Below are 14,918 nucleotides of genomic sequence, written 5' to 3'. Positions count from 1 at the left end.
GTGGAAAGTCTTTATTTTGGCGCAGAATCTGGCGATGAATACAAATATTATTTGCCACCATACCAGCGATTTTGCCACATTTCACGCGGATTTTACACAAATGAAAAAAATTGCGTTTTCCCATATTTTCATCCCGGCGGATTGTGCCACAATAAGCAAATAATGCTTGCACTTGGCGGATATAATGAAAATGAATATCCCGCAGGCGATACGCTATTTATCCGCCGTGTGTGCCAAAAATACGCCGTTTTGGTCTATCAAAAATTCTTGCATTTATCGCGCCAAGAGATAAATGAGGGGTTAAAAGGCGGCATTGAGGATAAATACGCCTATCAACTTTTTTATTTTTACAAAGATTGCATTCCTGCAAGCGCGCTTTTGAGGCGATTTTATTTAGGGCGATTGAAAGGGGACTTTGAAAATAATTTTTGGCGCAATCGTAGCGTGGATAAAAGCATCACAAACGCACTTTATAAAAATGTCAATCTTAATTTTAGTGCGTTTGAGAAAATCATAATTTTTGCCCTGCGTCTCAAAAATAAAATTGCAACACTTGGCAACAAAATCGCTATAAATAAATATTTGCGGTAGATTCTGCGAAAAACGCTTCATTTTGTCATTCTGAGCGAAGCGCGTTAGCGCGTAGCGAAGAATCTCAAAAATTTCGCAGAATCTACATTTGATAAACCGCAATCACCGTGTGCCCAAACGCATCTTTTGGGATTTTGATAAATCGCCTCCCAAAAACACCAAAGCGATTTATGACCTTCCGCAAAATGCCCTTATCAATAAGTGGCGTTTTGAGAAAATATTTCGCCCACATCGTGGATTTATAAAAGTCAAAATGAACGCTTTGCACGGGTTCGTGGTAGATTTCCAAAAGTGTGAGATTAAACTCCCTTGCGATAAATTCTAGCGTTTTGTCGCTGTAACGACTAATGTGATGTGGAGGCATATTTAAACTACCATTTACAGCGTATTTTAGGAAAGAGTCTTCGCTAGGAACGGCGATAATTAGCAATTTCGCAGAATCTGCGGTCTTTAACTTATTCTGCCCCCCCCCTATTTGGCATCAAACAAGAAATTTGCGCTTCTAAAAATTCTCGTGGATTTGCCGTGTGCTCTAATACCTGAAAACTACACGCCACGCTAAATTCGCTATCATTTTGCTTGGCAAAATCTTGCACTAAAATATTTTGGATATTGACGCCATTTTGCGATGCTAATTCCTTTGCTTTGGTGCTAAATTCTAACCCTACATAATCCGCCACCCCTTGCAAACTTTTACCAAACACACCCGCGCCACATCCCACTTCAAGCACTCTTGCGCCATTTTTGATAAACTTTCTGGCAAAGTCATATTCATTTTTCTCCGCCAAATAATACCAACTATTTTTGATTAACTCCGTGTAGAAATCATTATCGCCTGTGGGAATTTCGCCATTTTGCAGTCTAAAAAATCGCAAATCGCAATTTTTGCAATGCACATATTCCACATCCTGCGTCAAAATATATTGCACGGAAACGCCCATTTTTGCGTAAAGTGCGATTAAATCACTCGCCTTTATTCGCTCTAACAAACCCAAATTTTGCGATTCACATAAAATACATTTCATTTTTTACTCCATTTCGATAGATTCTGCGATTTTCTCGCAAAATCCACATAAATCTACCTTTTCAAATTTATCGCCTCTTTGATTAAATCATCGCCTGTGGTGAATGCCTTTGCATTCATCGAATATCCGCGCTGATAGACGATTAAGTCCGTCATTGCGTCCGCAGGATTGACATTGCTACTCTCCAAATATTTATGCAAAATCTGCCCGAAGCGAAGCGCGCCATTTTCATCCCACCCGATAAGCGGTGCGCCACTTGCCGGAAGCGAATTTTGCCCATCGACTAAATACTGCGCCATCTCAAAGAGATTGCCCCCCACTTTTTGCAAACCTTGGTCATTGACAAACGCCACCACGCCCACGCGCCCCATTTTTTCAGTCACGCCGTTTGTGAAAGACAAACTTATAATGCCATCATTATCAATGCCGATGTGCGCGAGTTCGCCTTTTTGCGTGCCGTCCTTTGCAGTATCTAGCACCGCAGAATCCATATACGCCACATTGCTACTTTTGCGCTTTTCGCTCCCTAAAATGCTGTATTCCACGCTTTTATCGCCATAAGTTAGCGTTATGGGGGCAGATTCTGCGTTGCCATCTTTGTCAAATGCAATGCTGTGCGCGATTTTCTCCCCTATTAAAGTTTCGCCATCTTTTGTGTAAATCCCGCTCTCCACACTCCAAACCTGCCCATTTTCGCCATTTTCGCTTAAAATGTAGCGCGAAATTATTAGCATTTTATCGCCGTTGTCGTTGAAAATTTCGGTGGTGGTTTTGTAGTTTGCAAACGCTAATTTGTCGCTTTGAAATCCAAAGTTTGTCAAATCCGCGCCCCCGCTCATCCCAAGTCGCTCAAAGAGTTTCCCACCTACGCTGATTTTCGCAGAATCCGCAGAATCCGCACTATTCCGCAACTCCAAAATGAGATTTTTCTCGATTTTCCCCTCCGCATTTCGCATAAAGTCCATCGTTAGTCCCGTCTCTTTTTCAAGTGCCTCTTTCAAATCCTTAAATGTGCGAAAATCCTCATAGTGGAATTCATAGTCAATTATCTCGCCATCTTTTTCAATGCTAATAATCCCGCTATTATACGCTGTGGCGTTGAAGTTTTCGCCGCCCACCACAAGCGCGTTTATGTCCATATTCATCAACTTTTCTTCATCGACTTCGCCATTTTCATTTAAGAAAAACGGATAGGAATTTAACTCGCTTTTGTTTGCATTTAGGTTTAGCGCGATATTTGCATAGGTGCTTTCAGTCGGACCAAAGTGCAGATTCTGTGGGATTTGAAGCGGTTTTACCTCGCTTGTCGCTAAATTTTCCTCGTCATTTTGCGGATTGCTGATAAAAACGCCGTCCTTTATTTTCCCTAAATCCACGCCAAGCATATAATACCCCGCGCTATTTACCACAAACCCCTCCGCATCGCGTGAAAATGAACCATCTCTCGTGAAATACACGCCTTTTTTATTATCGCCATCAAATGAAATGCCTTCATTATCCCCTACGACAAACCACCCTTTTCCCGCGTATGCCACGCTAAACTCGCCATCGCTCTCTTTGTAAGAACCATCATTATTTGAGATTGCGTTTGCTGCGGAAGTCGCGCCATAATTCATATCGCTTTTTACAGGCGAAGCGGGATTTGCCGTGCTTAATGCGGTGGAAAAGAGACTTTTAAACGCAGGCATATTCGCGCGATAACCTGTGGTGTTGATATTTGCGATATTATTTGAAGTCGAATCTAATCCAAATTGATGCGTGCGAATCCCGCTCACGCCGTTATAAAGTGTCGAATTCATCTTATGCCCCTTGTTTTAGGTAAAATTCTAGCGCATCTTCAAGCGGCACGATAAGTTCGCCCATCCGCAAATGCACTTTTCCATCATTTAAAATCACGCTTTGCACTTCGCCACGCCCCACACGCGCGAGATTGTAAGTGCCATCGCCTTTAAAATTATACTGCGCGATGATATTATACGCGCCACTTGGGAGATTCTGCCCCTTATCATCTTTGCCTTCAATGCTAAAATGCAAGTATCCGCTCATCCCATTTTTATCGCTAATGTCAATCTCGCGGATTGTTTCGCCACTCTCATTTTGCACCAAAATCTTTGGCGTCCCCAAACTCGCATTTATCGCTTCATCGAAATATAATTCAAAGTCCATTTTTTGATTTTCAACGAGATTTAGTCCATTTATCTTTGTCTCTGCGATTTTACCAATCATCTCTAATCCACTCGGCGCACCCGCATTTTGCGCTAAATTCGCAGAATCTTTGTTTGCCAAAACTGCGATTAGATTTTCTAGTGCGATTTTCATATCGCTTTGCAAATCTTTTAACTCTTTATTCGTCTCTTGCGTGGATTTCATCGCGTTTGCGACTTCTATCATCGTTTGCTTTGTTTGCTCTTGCATTTCGACTTGCGTTAGTTGCGCGGTTTGGGTGATGATTTTGTCCGTCTCCATCGGCGAAGTAGGGTCTTGATTTTTGAGTTGCTCTAAAAAAAGGCGCATAAATGCGGTGTTGTCTAATTTATTTGGTTCTGCCTTTGGTTTGTTTTTTTGCGCGGCATTGTAACCGCTTACTTCGTTTAGATTTATGGGTGATTTTACTTCGCTTGCTTCCATTTTTGCCCCTATGCGTAGTTATTTATTATCATAATTTCAAACTTTTCATCATTTTCGTCACTCTGTTTTAAGCGAAAATCATTCCTATATTTTTGCTCATAACGCCACTTTCCGCTATTGTCGCTAAATCCCATCTGCGCGCCATTGCTGAAACTCATCGCGACATTTTCATACCCAATTTGCGCGAGTGCCGAGCGTAAGTCGCTTTGATTTTGGATGAATAAATTTAGCGTTTGCTGATTTGAGTGGAGTTGAATTTGAATGTTTTTGCCCTGCGAAATTATGCTAACCTCCACGCTTCCCAAGTTTGCGGGTTGCAACTCGATTGTGATTTTTGAAATGGGGGGTTTATAATTTTGGATTTCCTGCTTTAAATTATTTGCAAAATTTTTCATAACTTCTTTTGCGTCAAAGATTTTATGCTCGATTTTTGAGGTGGATTCTGCGTTTGAAATGGTGCTTATTTCTTGCGTAGTTTTCGCAGAATCTTTTGGCGAATCTTTTGCAGAATCTTTCGCAGAATCTAATGCGGTTTCTTTTTTAGATTCTGCGAATTTTTCATTTTTTAGAGCGATTTGCTTTATGTCATTTTCTTTGTTTTCCGCAGAATCTAGGGCATTTTTTAGGGGAGATTCTGCGAGATTTTTTTGCGAAGATTCTGCGATTTTATTTGGGGCAGATTCTGCGAGATTTTTTTGCGCGGAGGATTTTTCTAAATTTTCTCCATTCTTTGCGGAGGTTAAATCGAATTTTTCCCCCTCCATTGCGGAGGATTTCTCCATTTGTTCCCCCTCCCTTGCGGAGGGGGCAAGGGGGTGGGTAGATTTTTTAGATTCTGCACTTTTCACATTAGATTCTGCGATTTTCGCAGAATCTGCGTTGATTTTTTCATCAATTTTTGGTGCTTTTATGTTTTCAAAAATGCTATTTTTTTCGCCCATTTTTGTGTATTTTATGCTTTGTAAATTTAGCGATAATTCATCTGCTTTTTTGATTAAATCGCTTAGTTTTTTGCCATCGCTTGGTTTGAGAAGTGAGAGTGCGTCAAATGCCTTGAATGCGCCATATTTTAGCGTATTTTTAATGCCTAAATTGCCATTATTTTGCGCCTCAATTTTTGGATTTATTAGCGCAGAATCGTCTGTAAAATCATCTTTTAAATGCGCTAAATTTTCTGCATTTTGCGTGAGATTTTTTTCAATATTTTGCATTTCATTTTTCGCAGAATCTAATGTGATTTTTGGATTATTTTCCATCATTTTTGACGCAGAATCTTTTGTAATTTCCGCTTTATTTTTTGGCGCAGAATCGTGCGTAGTTTCGATTTTATTTTTCGCAGAATCTAGTGCGCCATTTTTTGGCAAATCGCTTAAATTAGATTTTTTCTGTGCGGATAATTCGCTTAAATTTTCTCCATTCTTTGCGGAGGATTTCTCCATTTGTCCCCCCTCCCTTGCGGAGGGGGCAAGGGGGTGGGTAATTTTCGCGCTAGATTCTGCGATTTTCGCGCTAGATTCTGCGATTTTCGCAGAATCTTTTGCATTTTGCGCCACATTTTTCGCAGAATCTGCCACATTTTTTTCCACATTTTGCTCCACATTTTTCCCTATATTTGGCGACATTTTTGGCGAAAAATCCTTCGCAGAATCTTTAATCTGCGGCGTTTGATTTAGTTTTGTATTTATCGCTTTTGGGCGAGAGAGGATTTCATCAAGTGGGGATTTTGGCGTGGATTGCGGTTTTTCCTCGTTTTTGCTTTTCAAAATATCGCTTAAAATCTCGCTTTTTTTCGCAGAATCTTTTGCATTTTGCGCCACATTTTTCGCAGAATCTGCCTTCAAATCCACCGCAGAATCTGCCAAATTTTGCTTTGGCGCAGAATCTGCCTTTTTTGTATCGCTCAAATTTGCATTTTTAAAGTCCGCTTTTGTGGGCGCAGTAGTTTTACCTAAATCTTTTATAAAGTCGGCAAACGCCCTGCCTTGCGGAGTTTTCGCTCGTTTTGTGGCGATGGAATTTTGCGTCTCTTTGCTTATCGTTTCAACCAAAATCACCCTTTTTTTTATAATTTTCCACGCAATTTAAAGCAAAAAATATTCCGCAAAACGCTATAATTTCACAAATTTTTAAGGCAAAATGATGGACAAAAACGAATATTTAGCAAAAGTCGCCACCGCAAATGCGTGGATGAGCGCGTATTACGAGGCGGATGAACCTTTGGCAAGCGATGAGGAATATGACGCGCTAATCCGTGAAATCCGCGCATTTGAGGGCGCAAACCCGCATTTGATTATCGCAGAATCTCCCACGCAAAATATCGCCCCAAAAGTCCAAAGCGAGTTTTACAAACTCGCCCACCGCGCGAAAATGTGGAGTATGGAGGATGTTTTTGATGAGGCGGAACTCCGCGCGTGGGCGGTGCGTGCAAAGTGTGAAAATGACTTTTTTGTCGAACCAAAATTCGATGGGGCGAGTTTAAATCTCACTTATGAAAATGGAGAGTTGATAAGTGGCGCAACGCGCGGAGATGGCGAGATTGGCGAGGATGTGACGCTAAATGTGCGCACCATTTCAAGCATTCCAAAGCGCATAAATTACGCAAAGCGCATTGAGATTCGTGGCGAAGTGGTGATTTTAAAGGCGGATTTTGACGCGCTAAATGAAGCGCGAAAGCGCGCAGGGCAGAGCACTTTTGCAAATCCGCGCAATGCCGCAAGTGGCAGTTTGCGAGTGCTTGATACCAAAATCACAAAAGAGCGAAATCTTATGTTTTACCCGTGGGGCGTGGGCGAAAACGACTTGCATTTTGCCAAACATAGCGAGGTGATGGAGTTTGTGCGGAGTTTGGGATTTTTGAAGGATGATTTTGTGGGCGTGTGTGAGAATTTGGATGGCGTTTTAAATGCGTATAGTGCGCTTTTATCGCAGCGAGAGAGCAAGAAAATGATGATGGATGGGATGGTTGTGCGTGTGAATGACTTAAAAAAGTGCGCTGAATTGGGGCATACGATTAAGTTTCCAAAGTTTATGGCGGCATTTAAGTTCCCCGCGCTTGAAAAAACCACGCGCCTAATTAGCGTAAATCTGCAAGTGGGGCGAAGTGGCGTAATCACGCCTGTGGCGGAGGTTGAGAGCGTTGAGATTGAGGGGGCGAAGGTGCGCTTTGCTACACTGCATAATTTTGATGAAATCGCCCGTCTTGGCGTGAAAATCGGGGATTTTGTAAGTATTATCCGTAGTGGCGATGTCATCCCAAAAATCACAAAAATTTATGCAAATCGGCGAAGTGGCGATGAGCGCGAGATTTCTCGCCCTACGAAATGCCCGATTTGCCAAAGCGAAGTGGCGGATTTAGGCACATTTATAAAATGCCAAAATCTAAACTGCCCCGCGCGTGTGGTGGGCGAAATCACGCATTTTGTCTCTAAAAAGTGCCTAAATATCGATGGTTTTGGCGAGAAAATCGTGCAGTTTTTATTTGACGCAGGGAAAATCCGCGCGCCACGCGATATTTTCTTTTTGAGTGAGGCGGATTTCGCGGGGTTAGAGGGATTTAAGGAAAGGAAAATCAGCAATCTTTTAGGTGCGATTAAAAACGCGAGGAAAACGCCTCTGCACCGCTTTATAAACGCGCTTGGCATCGAGCATATCGGCGAAGTGGCGGCAAAGAAAATCGCGCGAAAATTTGGAGCGCGGTGGGTGGAAAGGGGGTTCGCGGACTTTCTGGCAATCGATGGGTTTGGCGCGGAGATGGCAAAGTCGGTGGCGGAGTTTTTGCGTGTGAATAAAAGTCGCGTGGTGGAGTTTTATGAGATTTTGGACTTCGCAGAATTTAGTGAGAATTTTGCAGAATTTGGCGTGAAAATTGTAGAATTTGCAGAATCTCGTGTGAAAATCGCAGAATCTAATGCGAGTTTTGCAGAATTCGCAGAATCTAGCGCAAACGCAGAATCTAACGCGAAAATTGTAGAATTTGCAGAATCTAACGCGAAAACTTCCACTGCGGAGGGCAATTCCAAAAATTCCCCCTCCATTGCGGAGATTAAATCAACTTGTCCCCCCTCCCTTGCGGAGGGGGTTAGGGGGTGGGTATCAAAATCCCCCGCAGATTCTGCGAATTTTGAAGGCAAACCAAATTTAGATTCTGCTGATTTTTGTCATTTTGGCGAAAAATCTCAAAAAAATACTTCGGCGATTGCAGGGAAAATTTTTGTGATAACAGGCACGCTTTCTCGCCCACGAGATGAGTTTGTGGAGATTATTGAGCGTTTGGGCGGGAGGGTGAGTTCGGCGATTTCATCCAAAACGCATTTTTTGCTTTGCGGGGCAAACGCAGGTAGCAAACTCACAAAGGCGCGGACTTTGGGCGTAAAATGTATCGATGAAAGCGAATTTTTTGAGATGATAAAATAGCGCAATGGCGTTAATGCGCCAAATTCGCAGAATCTAAAAAAGATTCGTGCGAAGCACCCTTAATCTCGCCCGCTTCGTGGTGCAAAAAATCGGGAGCAAACGAGCAGTAGTGCGAGTGCCGATTTTTTGCTAGAAGCGGAAAAGCGAGGCTCTCCCCCTAAAAGCGAAAAGCGGCTGCTTTTTGGCGCGTAGGGGGGAGCGGGAGGGGGGTGCAGCCCTTTTGCGAGAAAATAAGAGATTTTGAAATGAAATTAGGCGACAAAATCGCAGAATCTAAAAAGAGATACTTCGCTACGCTCAGTATGACAATTTGTGGATTTTGCAGAATCTACCCACCCCCTAACCCCATCCGCAAGGGGTTTTAGAGTTAGATTCTGCGGAGCAAATTTCGTGCTAGATTCTGCGATTTTTTGAGATTTTTCGCTTCGTGCGAGAATAGCAACAATTTGGTAGATTTTGCGAATGAAATAAAATTCGCAGAATCTATTTCCGCTTTATTTTTGAAATTTATGGATTGCCACGAAAATCCTTGCGGATTTTCTCGCAATGACGGCGTGGGCACAGATTCTGCGATTGAAATACAAAACACAGAATCCCCACTTTGCTTTTTCAATTTTTGGATTGCTTCGCCCTTGCCTTTGGCAAGGACTCGCAATGAAGAATTATGTGTAGATTCTGCGATTGAAGTTTTTGCGCTATTATTTTTTTGATTATTTTACCCACCCCCTAACCCCCTCCGCAAGGGAGGGGGAATCTCTTTTGTCATTGCGAGATTTTGTGTAGCAAAATCGTGGCAATCTATTTTCAGATTCTGTGTTTTTGTGAGATTCTGTGCCATACTTCACGCTAGATTCTGCGAAATTTGGATTAGATACCGCGATTCTGCTATATTTTTGCTATCGTAAAATTTTTGGATTGCCACGATTTGCATTCGCAAGTCTCGCAATGACGAAGTGGGGGCAGATTCTGCGATTGAAATACAAAACACAGAATCCCTATTTTGCTTTTTCAATTTTTGGATTGCTTCGCCCTTGCCTTTGGCAAGGACTCGCAATGACGAAAGGTTGAATTTTACCCACCCCCTAACCCCCTCCGCAAGGGAGGGGGAAATTGAAACCCTAAAATATCGCAGAATCTAGTGCGCCATTTTTGTCATTGCGAGATTTGCGAATGCAAATCGTGGCAATCCATTTGATATTTTTAAATTTTGCGTTTAGATTCTGCGAATTTAGCATTTTTCTGCTAAATATCGCTCCAAAATTATCATCGCCGATAAACTATCCAAAGTCCCGTCTTTGCGGAGTTTTTTGCTTTTCTTTCGTCCGTTTATGTGCGTTTGTGCCTCTTCTGAGCTCAAATTTTCATCGACAAATTTTATCTCGCCTTCAAACGCTACCAACGCCAAAATCGCTTCTAGCGCACCGCTTAACTCTTCTTTGACTTCTCCGACAACCAAAATCTTTGCCTTTTTTTGCGCTAAAATCGCGCGTAAATCCCCCGCCACCTGTGAATCGCTTTGAAATTTTATCGCACCAAGTGGCAAAATCAACTCGCCACATTTCCACGCCACGCCAATGCGCTTCAATCCAAAGTCAATCGCAATCACTGCGCAACTCCAATATTATTTCCCTCCCGCACAAGCTTTCCATCGAACTCATATTCCAAAATCTTATTTCCAAACTTTGCAAGTGCGTCCTCAAAAGCGGGATTTTTCGCGCAAAATGCCAAAATTTCATCGCTAGATTCTGCGCTATTGGCTGAATCTGCGCTAGATTCTACGCCAAAAATCTCTTTTATAAAATCATCGATATTATAAATCGCCCTTGCCTTGCCCTGCGCCAAAAGCGCATTTGTGAGCGTGCTTTCATTATAGCGATGTGGGATTGTAAAAATGGGTTTATTCAAGCGCAGTGCGTAGTTTGCGCTAGAATGCGTCCCGCTTTTCAAATCGCCCTGTGGCAAAATCACAATGTCGCTAAGTGCCACCACAAGGCGATTTCGCTCCAAAAAACTAAAACGATGTGGCATATAATCTCTCTCATATTCGCTTAAAATGAGCGCGGATTCTGCGATTTGGGCGATGATTTTGGCATTTTCGCGCGGATAGATGATATCAAGCGAACTTGGCGAAATCATAATCGTGCGTGGCATTGCGCCCGTGTGTGCGATAATATCGACACCAAAAGCACCGCCACTAACCACCACAGCGTGTTTTGCGATGGCGTGGGCGAGTTTTGCGGTGAGTGATTTTGTGTAGGGATTTGGCGTGCGAGTGCCGACAATGGCGACTTTGAGCGAATCTAAAAGCGACAAATCGCCTTTATAAAAAAGTGTTTTTGGCGGGTTTTTGAGATTTGCGAATTTTTGCGCGAGATTTGACGAAATTTCTTGCGAATCGCAACGATTCAGCGATAAATCCAATTTTTTCACTTCGCTCATTTGCTTGCCACCCGTGAAATTAGCGACTTTTGAAAGGCAAAGGGCATTCGCACCAAATCGCCATCAATCTTAACTCCGCACCTTTGGCAAAACTCATCGATTTCATCATCTGTGCCAAAAATCTTTATGTAGTTTTTCACGCTTTGCTCCCAATTTATCGCACTTTGCGTCCCCAAATATTTGTCAAACTCCGCTAAATACGCGATTTTATAAATCGCACAAATCCGCTCCGCCCAAAATGGCACTCTCAAATACTCGCCAAAAATCGCGCCCAACTTCTCTGATTCGCCCTTGTGCGCTGAATCTAGCGCATTTTTCGCCACCGCCTCAAAGTCCGCGCTAAAATCCTTAAACTCCGCTAGATTTTGCAATTCTTCAAATTCATTTGCGAGTTTATAGACTTCAACTCGCCTATTTTTGGCAATCAACTCTAAAAATTCTCTCTTTTTTGCAACCGCAATATTTAGCGAAATAATCGTATCTTTATACGCCGAAAAGTTCAGCAAAAATGCGTAAATTCGCTCAAACTCCGCATAATTATCCGCCTTTTTTGCCTCCAAAAGTTTATCATAAAAGTTCTCCCCAAGTGCCAGCACCTTTTTATACAGCGCACACTCTTTCAAATACGCAAAGTTACCCACAAGCGCAAAATACGCCTTAAAATCCTGCTCTTTAATAAAACTATCCGCTTCGGCGAAAATATGCAAGTTGTTTAAAAGCTGCATTGCGGCGTCTTTTTTGGGCGTTTTCAAAAATGCCTCCAAATATCGCTTTGCTAAAATGGCGTCATTTGGATTATCCTCTAAAATTTTTCGTGCGCTATTAAATGCCCTTTGCCACGCGTCCTCCAAACTTTCATAATATGAAGTTTTCAGCAAAAACTTCGCATTTAAAGTCATATTATACGCCTCTTCAAAGGCATTTTTTTCAACCAAATCTTTAAATTTTTTCACCGAATCTTTTTTATCCAAATACACCGCAAAGGCACTTTTTTTCGCCAAATCCTGCTTTGTGAAGGGGTTTGTGAGTGCAATCGCTGAATCTATTTTATTTTCGCCCAAAAGCGAAATCGCTTCTTTTAAAATCCCATCCCAATCATCATCAAACACCTTCGCACAGGGCAAAAGCGAAAGAAAGATATTTTTCTCTAACATTTCACTTGCAAGGGCGTAATCTTTCGCCCTGCACGCATTTTCAAACGCTCCATCATCTTTGTAGCTAATGATGACAACTTCGCCATTTATCCCGCCTAAAAATATGCACCCCAAATGCAAGCACACCGCGCTAATGCCAAGAAGCGATTCAGCACTCAAATAAAAAATGACGCGATTGTCGCTTGTATTTACCAAATATATCCCGCCGTCTCTTGCCCCAACGATGGCGATTTTTGCCACTTCATCGATGCAAAATACATTCGCCCACGCGCTAAAAAGATTTGCGCTGCTAGTGATTTCTCTTGCGCTAATATCATAAATGATGGACTTAAAATCCCGCGAGATTAGCATAACTTTTGCGTTTGATTCGAAAAATTCGCCCCATTCGATGACTTCATTTGTGTAAAAAATGGCAACCATTTTTGCCCGTTTTAAATCAAAAATCACATTGCTTTTATCAAAGCAACTCGCGAAAATAAAGCGTGAATCGCGCGAAAAGTTAAGCGAAGCAATGTAGTCTGGGCGGTAGGGCAAGGATAGGATTTTTTTAAAATCGCTTGTGGTGTAGATATAAATGCGCCCATCTTCCCCACCACTCGCAAAAAACGCAGAATCTTCGCTAAAACTTGACGCGCTAATCGCCTTTGTGTGCGAAGTGATTTTGGCGTGTTTTTTTATGCGAGATTCTGCGATTTTGGCGATGATTGCGCTATTTTCGGCACATGCACAGATGAAATTTGCATTTGCGCTATTGCCTTTGGCAAATTTATGCAACGCTGAATCTGATAATGTCATTTGCGTTTTTAGTGCGCCATTTTCAATCAAAAATGCCGCCCCATCTTGCGTTACGACACTTACTCCGTTTTGGATTTTGCCAATGCTTTGTGGCGCACTGCCTAAATCAAAGCGATTTAAGATTTTGATATTTTTCATTTAAAAAGCGAAGTTGTGTATTTTGTGATTTTTGCGCTTTTTAGCGCAGAATCTAGCTCGTTTAAATAGACGATTTCTACTTCTTTTAAAATGCTGTTTTTGGCGACTTTTAGCGCATTTAGCGTTTCTTTGTGCGGATGGGCGATTAAAATCGCATAACCTTGCGCCTTTGCGATTTTCACGCCTTCGCTGATTTGCGCACTCAAAGACGCAGAATCTAGCGCATTATCGATGAAAATATCGCGTTGCAAAATTAGGCGATTTTGCTCTTGCGCGATGGCGGGGAGCGCGGTATTTGGCGTGGTGCGCGAATCGACAAATGCGATATTATGCAAATCAAGCAACGAAAGCAAAAGCGTCATTTTGTCCTTGTTTGCGGTGAATTTGGAGCCGGTGTGGTTGTTTAGATACTTCGCATTTGGCATTGTGCGCTTTATTTGCTCTATTTTTGCTTGGATTTTTTCTTTGCTGTCATCTAGCGTGATTGTATCCATCTCATCCTTGTAGGCGAGTGCTTCAAGGGGCAAATGCACCATAAAAAAGTCTAAATTTTGAAGTGCCGCGCGCATTTTGGCATTTGAATCTTTAAGCGGGAAAATCGATGGGGTTAGCTTCAATCCCACGCTTTTAAGGGCGTCTAATTGCTTTGTGTTTGCGATGTCATCGATGATAATTACAATCTTTGGTTTGGGCGACTCTAAAATCTTTTTATAAATCTTTGGTTTTTTGCGCTTCGTCAAATCCGCTGAATCTTTTGCTGAATCTGTCGCTGAATCGCTTGTCAAATCCGCCGAATCGTTTGCTGAATCTTTTGCTGAATCTTTCGCCAAATCTCGCTCAATCAAAATGCTGTCTTTGTAATCCTGCGCTTCGGATGAAAAGGGGCGTTCATAGTTGCGTTTTTTGAAATATTTTGTGGTGTAGGATTCGAAATTTTTTGCATTTTGCTCTAAGAGATTGATTTTTGATTCGGCGGATTCTGCGATTTTGGTGGATTTTTGGGTAGATTCTGCGCTTTGCGTGTGAATCGTAGAAACTATATTGCTCTCCGTCATTGCGAGATTCTGCGAAGCAGAATCGTGGCAATCTAAATAATCTAAATTAAAATTGTCATTTTGAGCCGTAGGCGAAAAATCTCTATTTTGAGATACTTCGCTTCGTTCAGTATGACAATTTAAACTAGATTCTGCGTTTTTTATTTGATTCGCAGAATCTAATGCGCTGTTTTCTGTCATTGCGAGATTTGACGAAGTCAAATCGTGGCAATCTATTTTTATTTGATTCGCAGAATCTACGAGATTTTCGCCGTTTTTTAGATTAGATTCGCTTGTTTTTTCTCGCAAAAAGGGCTGCACCCCGCTCCCGCTCCCCCCGACTATTAAATTGTGTCCCCAAAAAGCAGCCGCTTTTTCGCTTTTAGGGGGAGTGCCTCGCTTTTCCGCTTCTAGCAAAAAATCGGCGGTTGCACTACTGCAACCTTGAATCCGATTTTTTGCACCACGAAGCGGGCGAGTTTTGGGTGCTTCGCACGGATTTGATTTTTTTGTGGATTGCTTCGATTCGCGTTGCGAATCTCGCAATGACGGCGTGGGGGTAGATTCTGCGTTTAGATTCTGCGAAATTGCGCTAGATTCTGCGATTGAAATTTTTTCACCTTCTACATTTTTTAAAAGCACGATATTATCCGCGCTTAAAAAACTTGCAAAAATTATCCCCCACAAAAGCAAAAGCACCA

At 42.2% G+C, this 14,918-nt stretch carries 14 protein-coding genes; 3 read left to right on the top strand and 11 right to left on the bottom strand.

Annotation, left to right across the window (positions count from 1 at the left end; all coding sequences use genetic code 11):
• Window positions 1-591: hypothetical protein (locus ACWIUE_RS10905; RefSeq protein ID WP_454136793.1), on the top strand; the 591-nt coding region annotated here is incomplete at its 5' end.
• A gap of 82 nt (window positions 592-673) precedes the next feature.
• Here ACWIUE_RS10905 and ACWIUE_RS10900 read toward each other — a convergent pair.
• From ACWIUE_RS10900 to ACWIUE_RS10880, 5 genes are read right to left on the bottom strand one after another with little or no spacing between them, the layout of a single operon-like run.
• Entirely contained in the window at window positions 674-1,021 is a 348-nt protein-coding gene (locus tag ACWIUE_RS10900) for a hypothetical protein (protein ID WP_454136792.1), read from the bottom strand.
• A 25-nt stretch (window positions 1,022-1,046) separates the two neighbouring features.
• A complete protein-coding gene (locus tag ACWIUE_RS10895; protein WP_454136791.1) occupies window positions 1,047-1,616 on the bottom strand; it encodes a class I SAM-dependent methyltransferase in 570 nt (189 codons plus the stop codon).
• 53 nt (window positions 1,617-1,669) lie between these two features.
• A complete protein-coding gene (locus tag ACWIUE_RS10890; protein ID WP_454136790.1) occupies window positions 1,670-3,415 on the bottom strand; it encodes a flagellar hook-basal body complex protein in 1,746 nt (581 codons plus the stop codon).
• Between the two features lies 1 nt (window position 3,416).
• Window positions 3,417-4,244: a flagellar hook assembly protein FlgD gene (gene flgD, locus ACWIUE_RS10885; protein ID WP_454136789.1), complete on the bottom strand. Its 828-nt coding sequence runs from the start codon at window positions 4,242-4,244 to the stop codon at window positions 3,417-3,419.
• 8 nt (window positions 4,245-4,252) lie between these two features.
• Window positions 4,253-6,292, bottom strand: a complete 2,040-nt coding sequence (locus ACWIUE_RS10880) for a flagellar hook-length control protein FliK (protein WP_454136788.1) — start codon at window positions 6,290-6,292, stop codon at window positions 4,253-4,255.
• Window positions 6,293-6,380: 88 nt separating this feature from the next.
• Here ACWIUE_RS10880 and ligA point away from each other — a divergent pair, with 88 nt between their 5' ends.
• Together ligA and ACWIUE_RS10870 are read left to right on the top strand one after the other, a co-directional pair.
• Window positions 6,381-8,657 carry an NAD-dependent DNA ligase LigA gene (ligA, locus tag ACWIUE_RS10875; protein WP_454136787.1) on the top strand — a complete coding sequence of 759 codons (2,277 nt, stop codon included), beginning with the start codon at window positions 6,381-6,383 and terminating at the stop codon, window positions 8,655-8,657.
• Window positions 8,658-9,067: 410 nt separating this feature from the next.
• The gene (locus tag ACWIUE_RS10870; RefSeq protein ID WP_454136786.1) at window positions 9,068-9,367 is read left to right on the top strand and encodes a hypothetical protein; all 300 of its coding nucleotides are present in this window, start codon (window positions 9,068-9,070) and stop codon (window positions 9,365-9,367) included.
• Here the strand turns inward: ACWIUE_RS10870 and ACWIUE_RS10865 are convergent, their stop codons facing one another.
• The 6 genes from ACWIUE_RS10865 to ACWIUE_RS10840 all read right to left on the bottom strand — a co-directional run bounded on the left by ACWIUE_RS10865 (window position 9,368) and on the right by ACWIUE_RS10840 (window position 14,916).
• Window positions 9,368-9,502 carry a hypothetical protein gene (locus ACWIUE_RS10865; protein ID WP_454136785.1) on the bottom strand — a complete coding sequence of 45 codons (135 nt, stop codon included), beginning with the start codon at window positions 9,500-9,502 and terminating at the stop codon, window positions 9,368-9,370. It lies immediately after the preceding gene.
• Complete coding sequence (locus ACWIUE_RS10860; protein ID WP_454136784.1) at window positions 9,499-9,669, bottom strand: hypothetical protein; 171 nt, start codon at window positions 9,667-9,669, stop codon at window positions 9,499-9,501. The genes ACWIUE_RS10865 and ACWIUE_RS10860 overlap by 4 nt, the downstream gene beginning before the upstream one ends.
• Window positions 9,670-9,885: 216 nt before the next feature.
• Window positions 9,886-10,263, bottom strand: a complete 378-nt coding sequence (ruvX, locus tag ACWIUE_RS10855; RefSeq protein ID WP_454136783.1) for a Holliday junction resolvase RuvX — start codon at window positions 10,261-10,263, stop codon at window positions 9,886-9,888.
• Window positions 10,260-11,096: a DNA-processing protein DprA gene (dprA, locus tag ACWIUE_RS10850; protein WP_454136782.1), complete on the bottom strand. Its 837-nt coding sequence runs from the start codon at window positions 11,094-11,096 to the stop codon at window positions 10,260-10,262. The genes ruvX and dprA overlap by 4 nt, the downstream gene beginning before the upstream one ends.
• Window positions 11,093-13,183 carry a hypothetical protein gene (locus ACWIUE_RS10845; protein ID WP_454136781.1) on the bottom strand — a complete coding sequence of 697 codons (2,091 nt, stop codon included), beginning with the start codon at window positions 13,181-13,183 and terminating at the stop codon, window positions 11,093-11,095. The genes dprA and ACWIUE_RS10845 overlap by 4 nt, the downstream gene beginning before the upstream one ends.
• Window positions 13,180-14,916, bottom strand: coding sequence for a divergent polysaccharide deacetylase family protein (locus ACWIUE_RS10840; RefSeq protein ID WP_454136780.1), 1,737 nt, complete (start codon window positions 14,914-14,916; stop codon window positions 13,180-13,182). The genes ACWIUE_RS10845 and ACWIUE_RS10840 overlap by 4 nt, the downstream gene beginning before the upstream one ends.
• Window positions 14,917-14,918 lie beyond the last annotated feature (2 nt).

The organism is Helicobacter sp. 23-1045 (assembly GCF_053654655.1).
The sequence above is the reverse complement of the archived record's forward strand: the minus strand, read 5'-3'. Positions and strand labels throughout refer to the sequence as shown.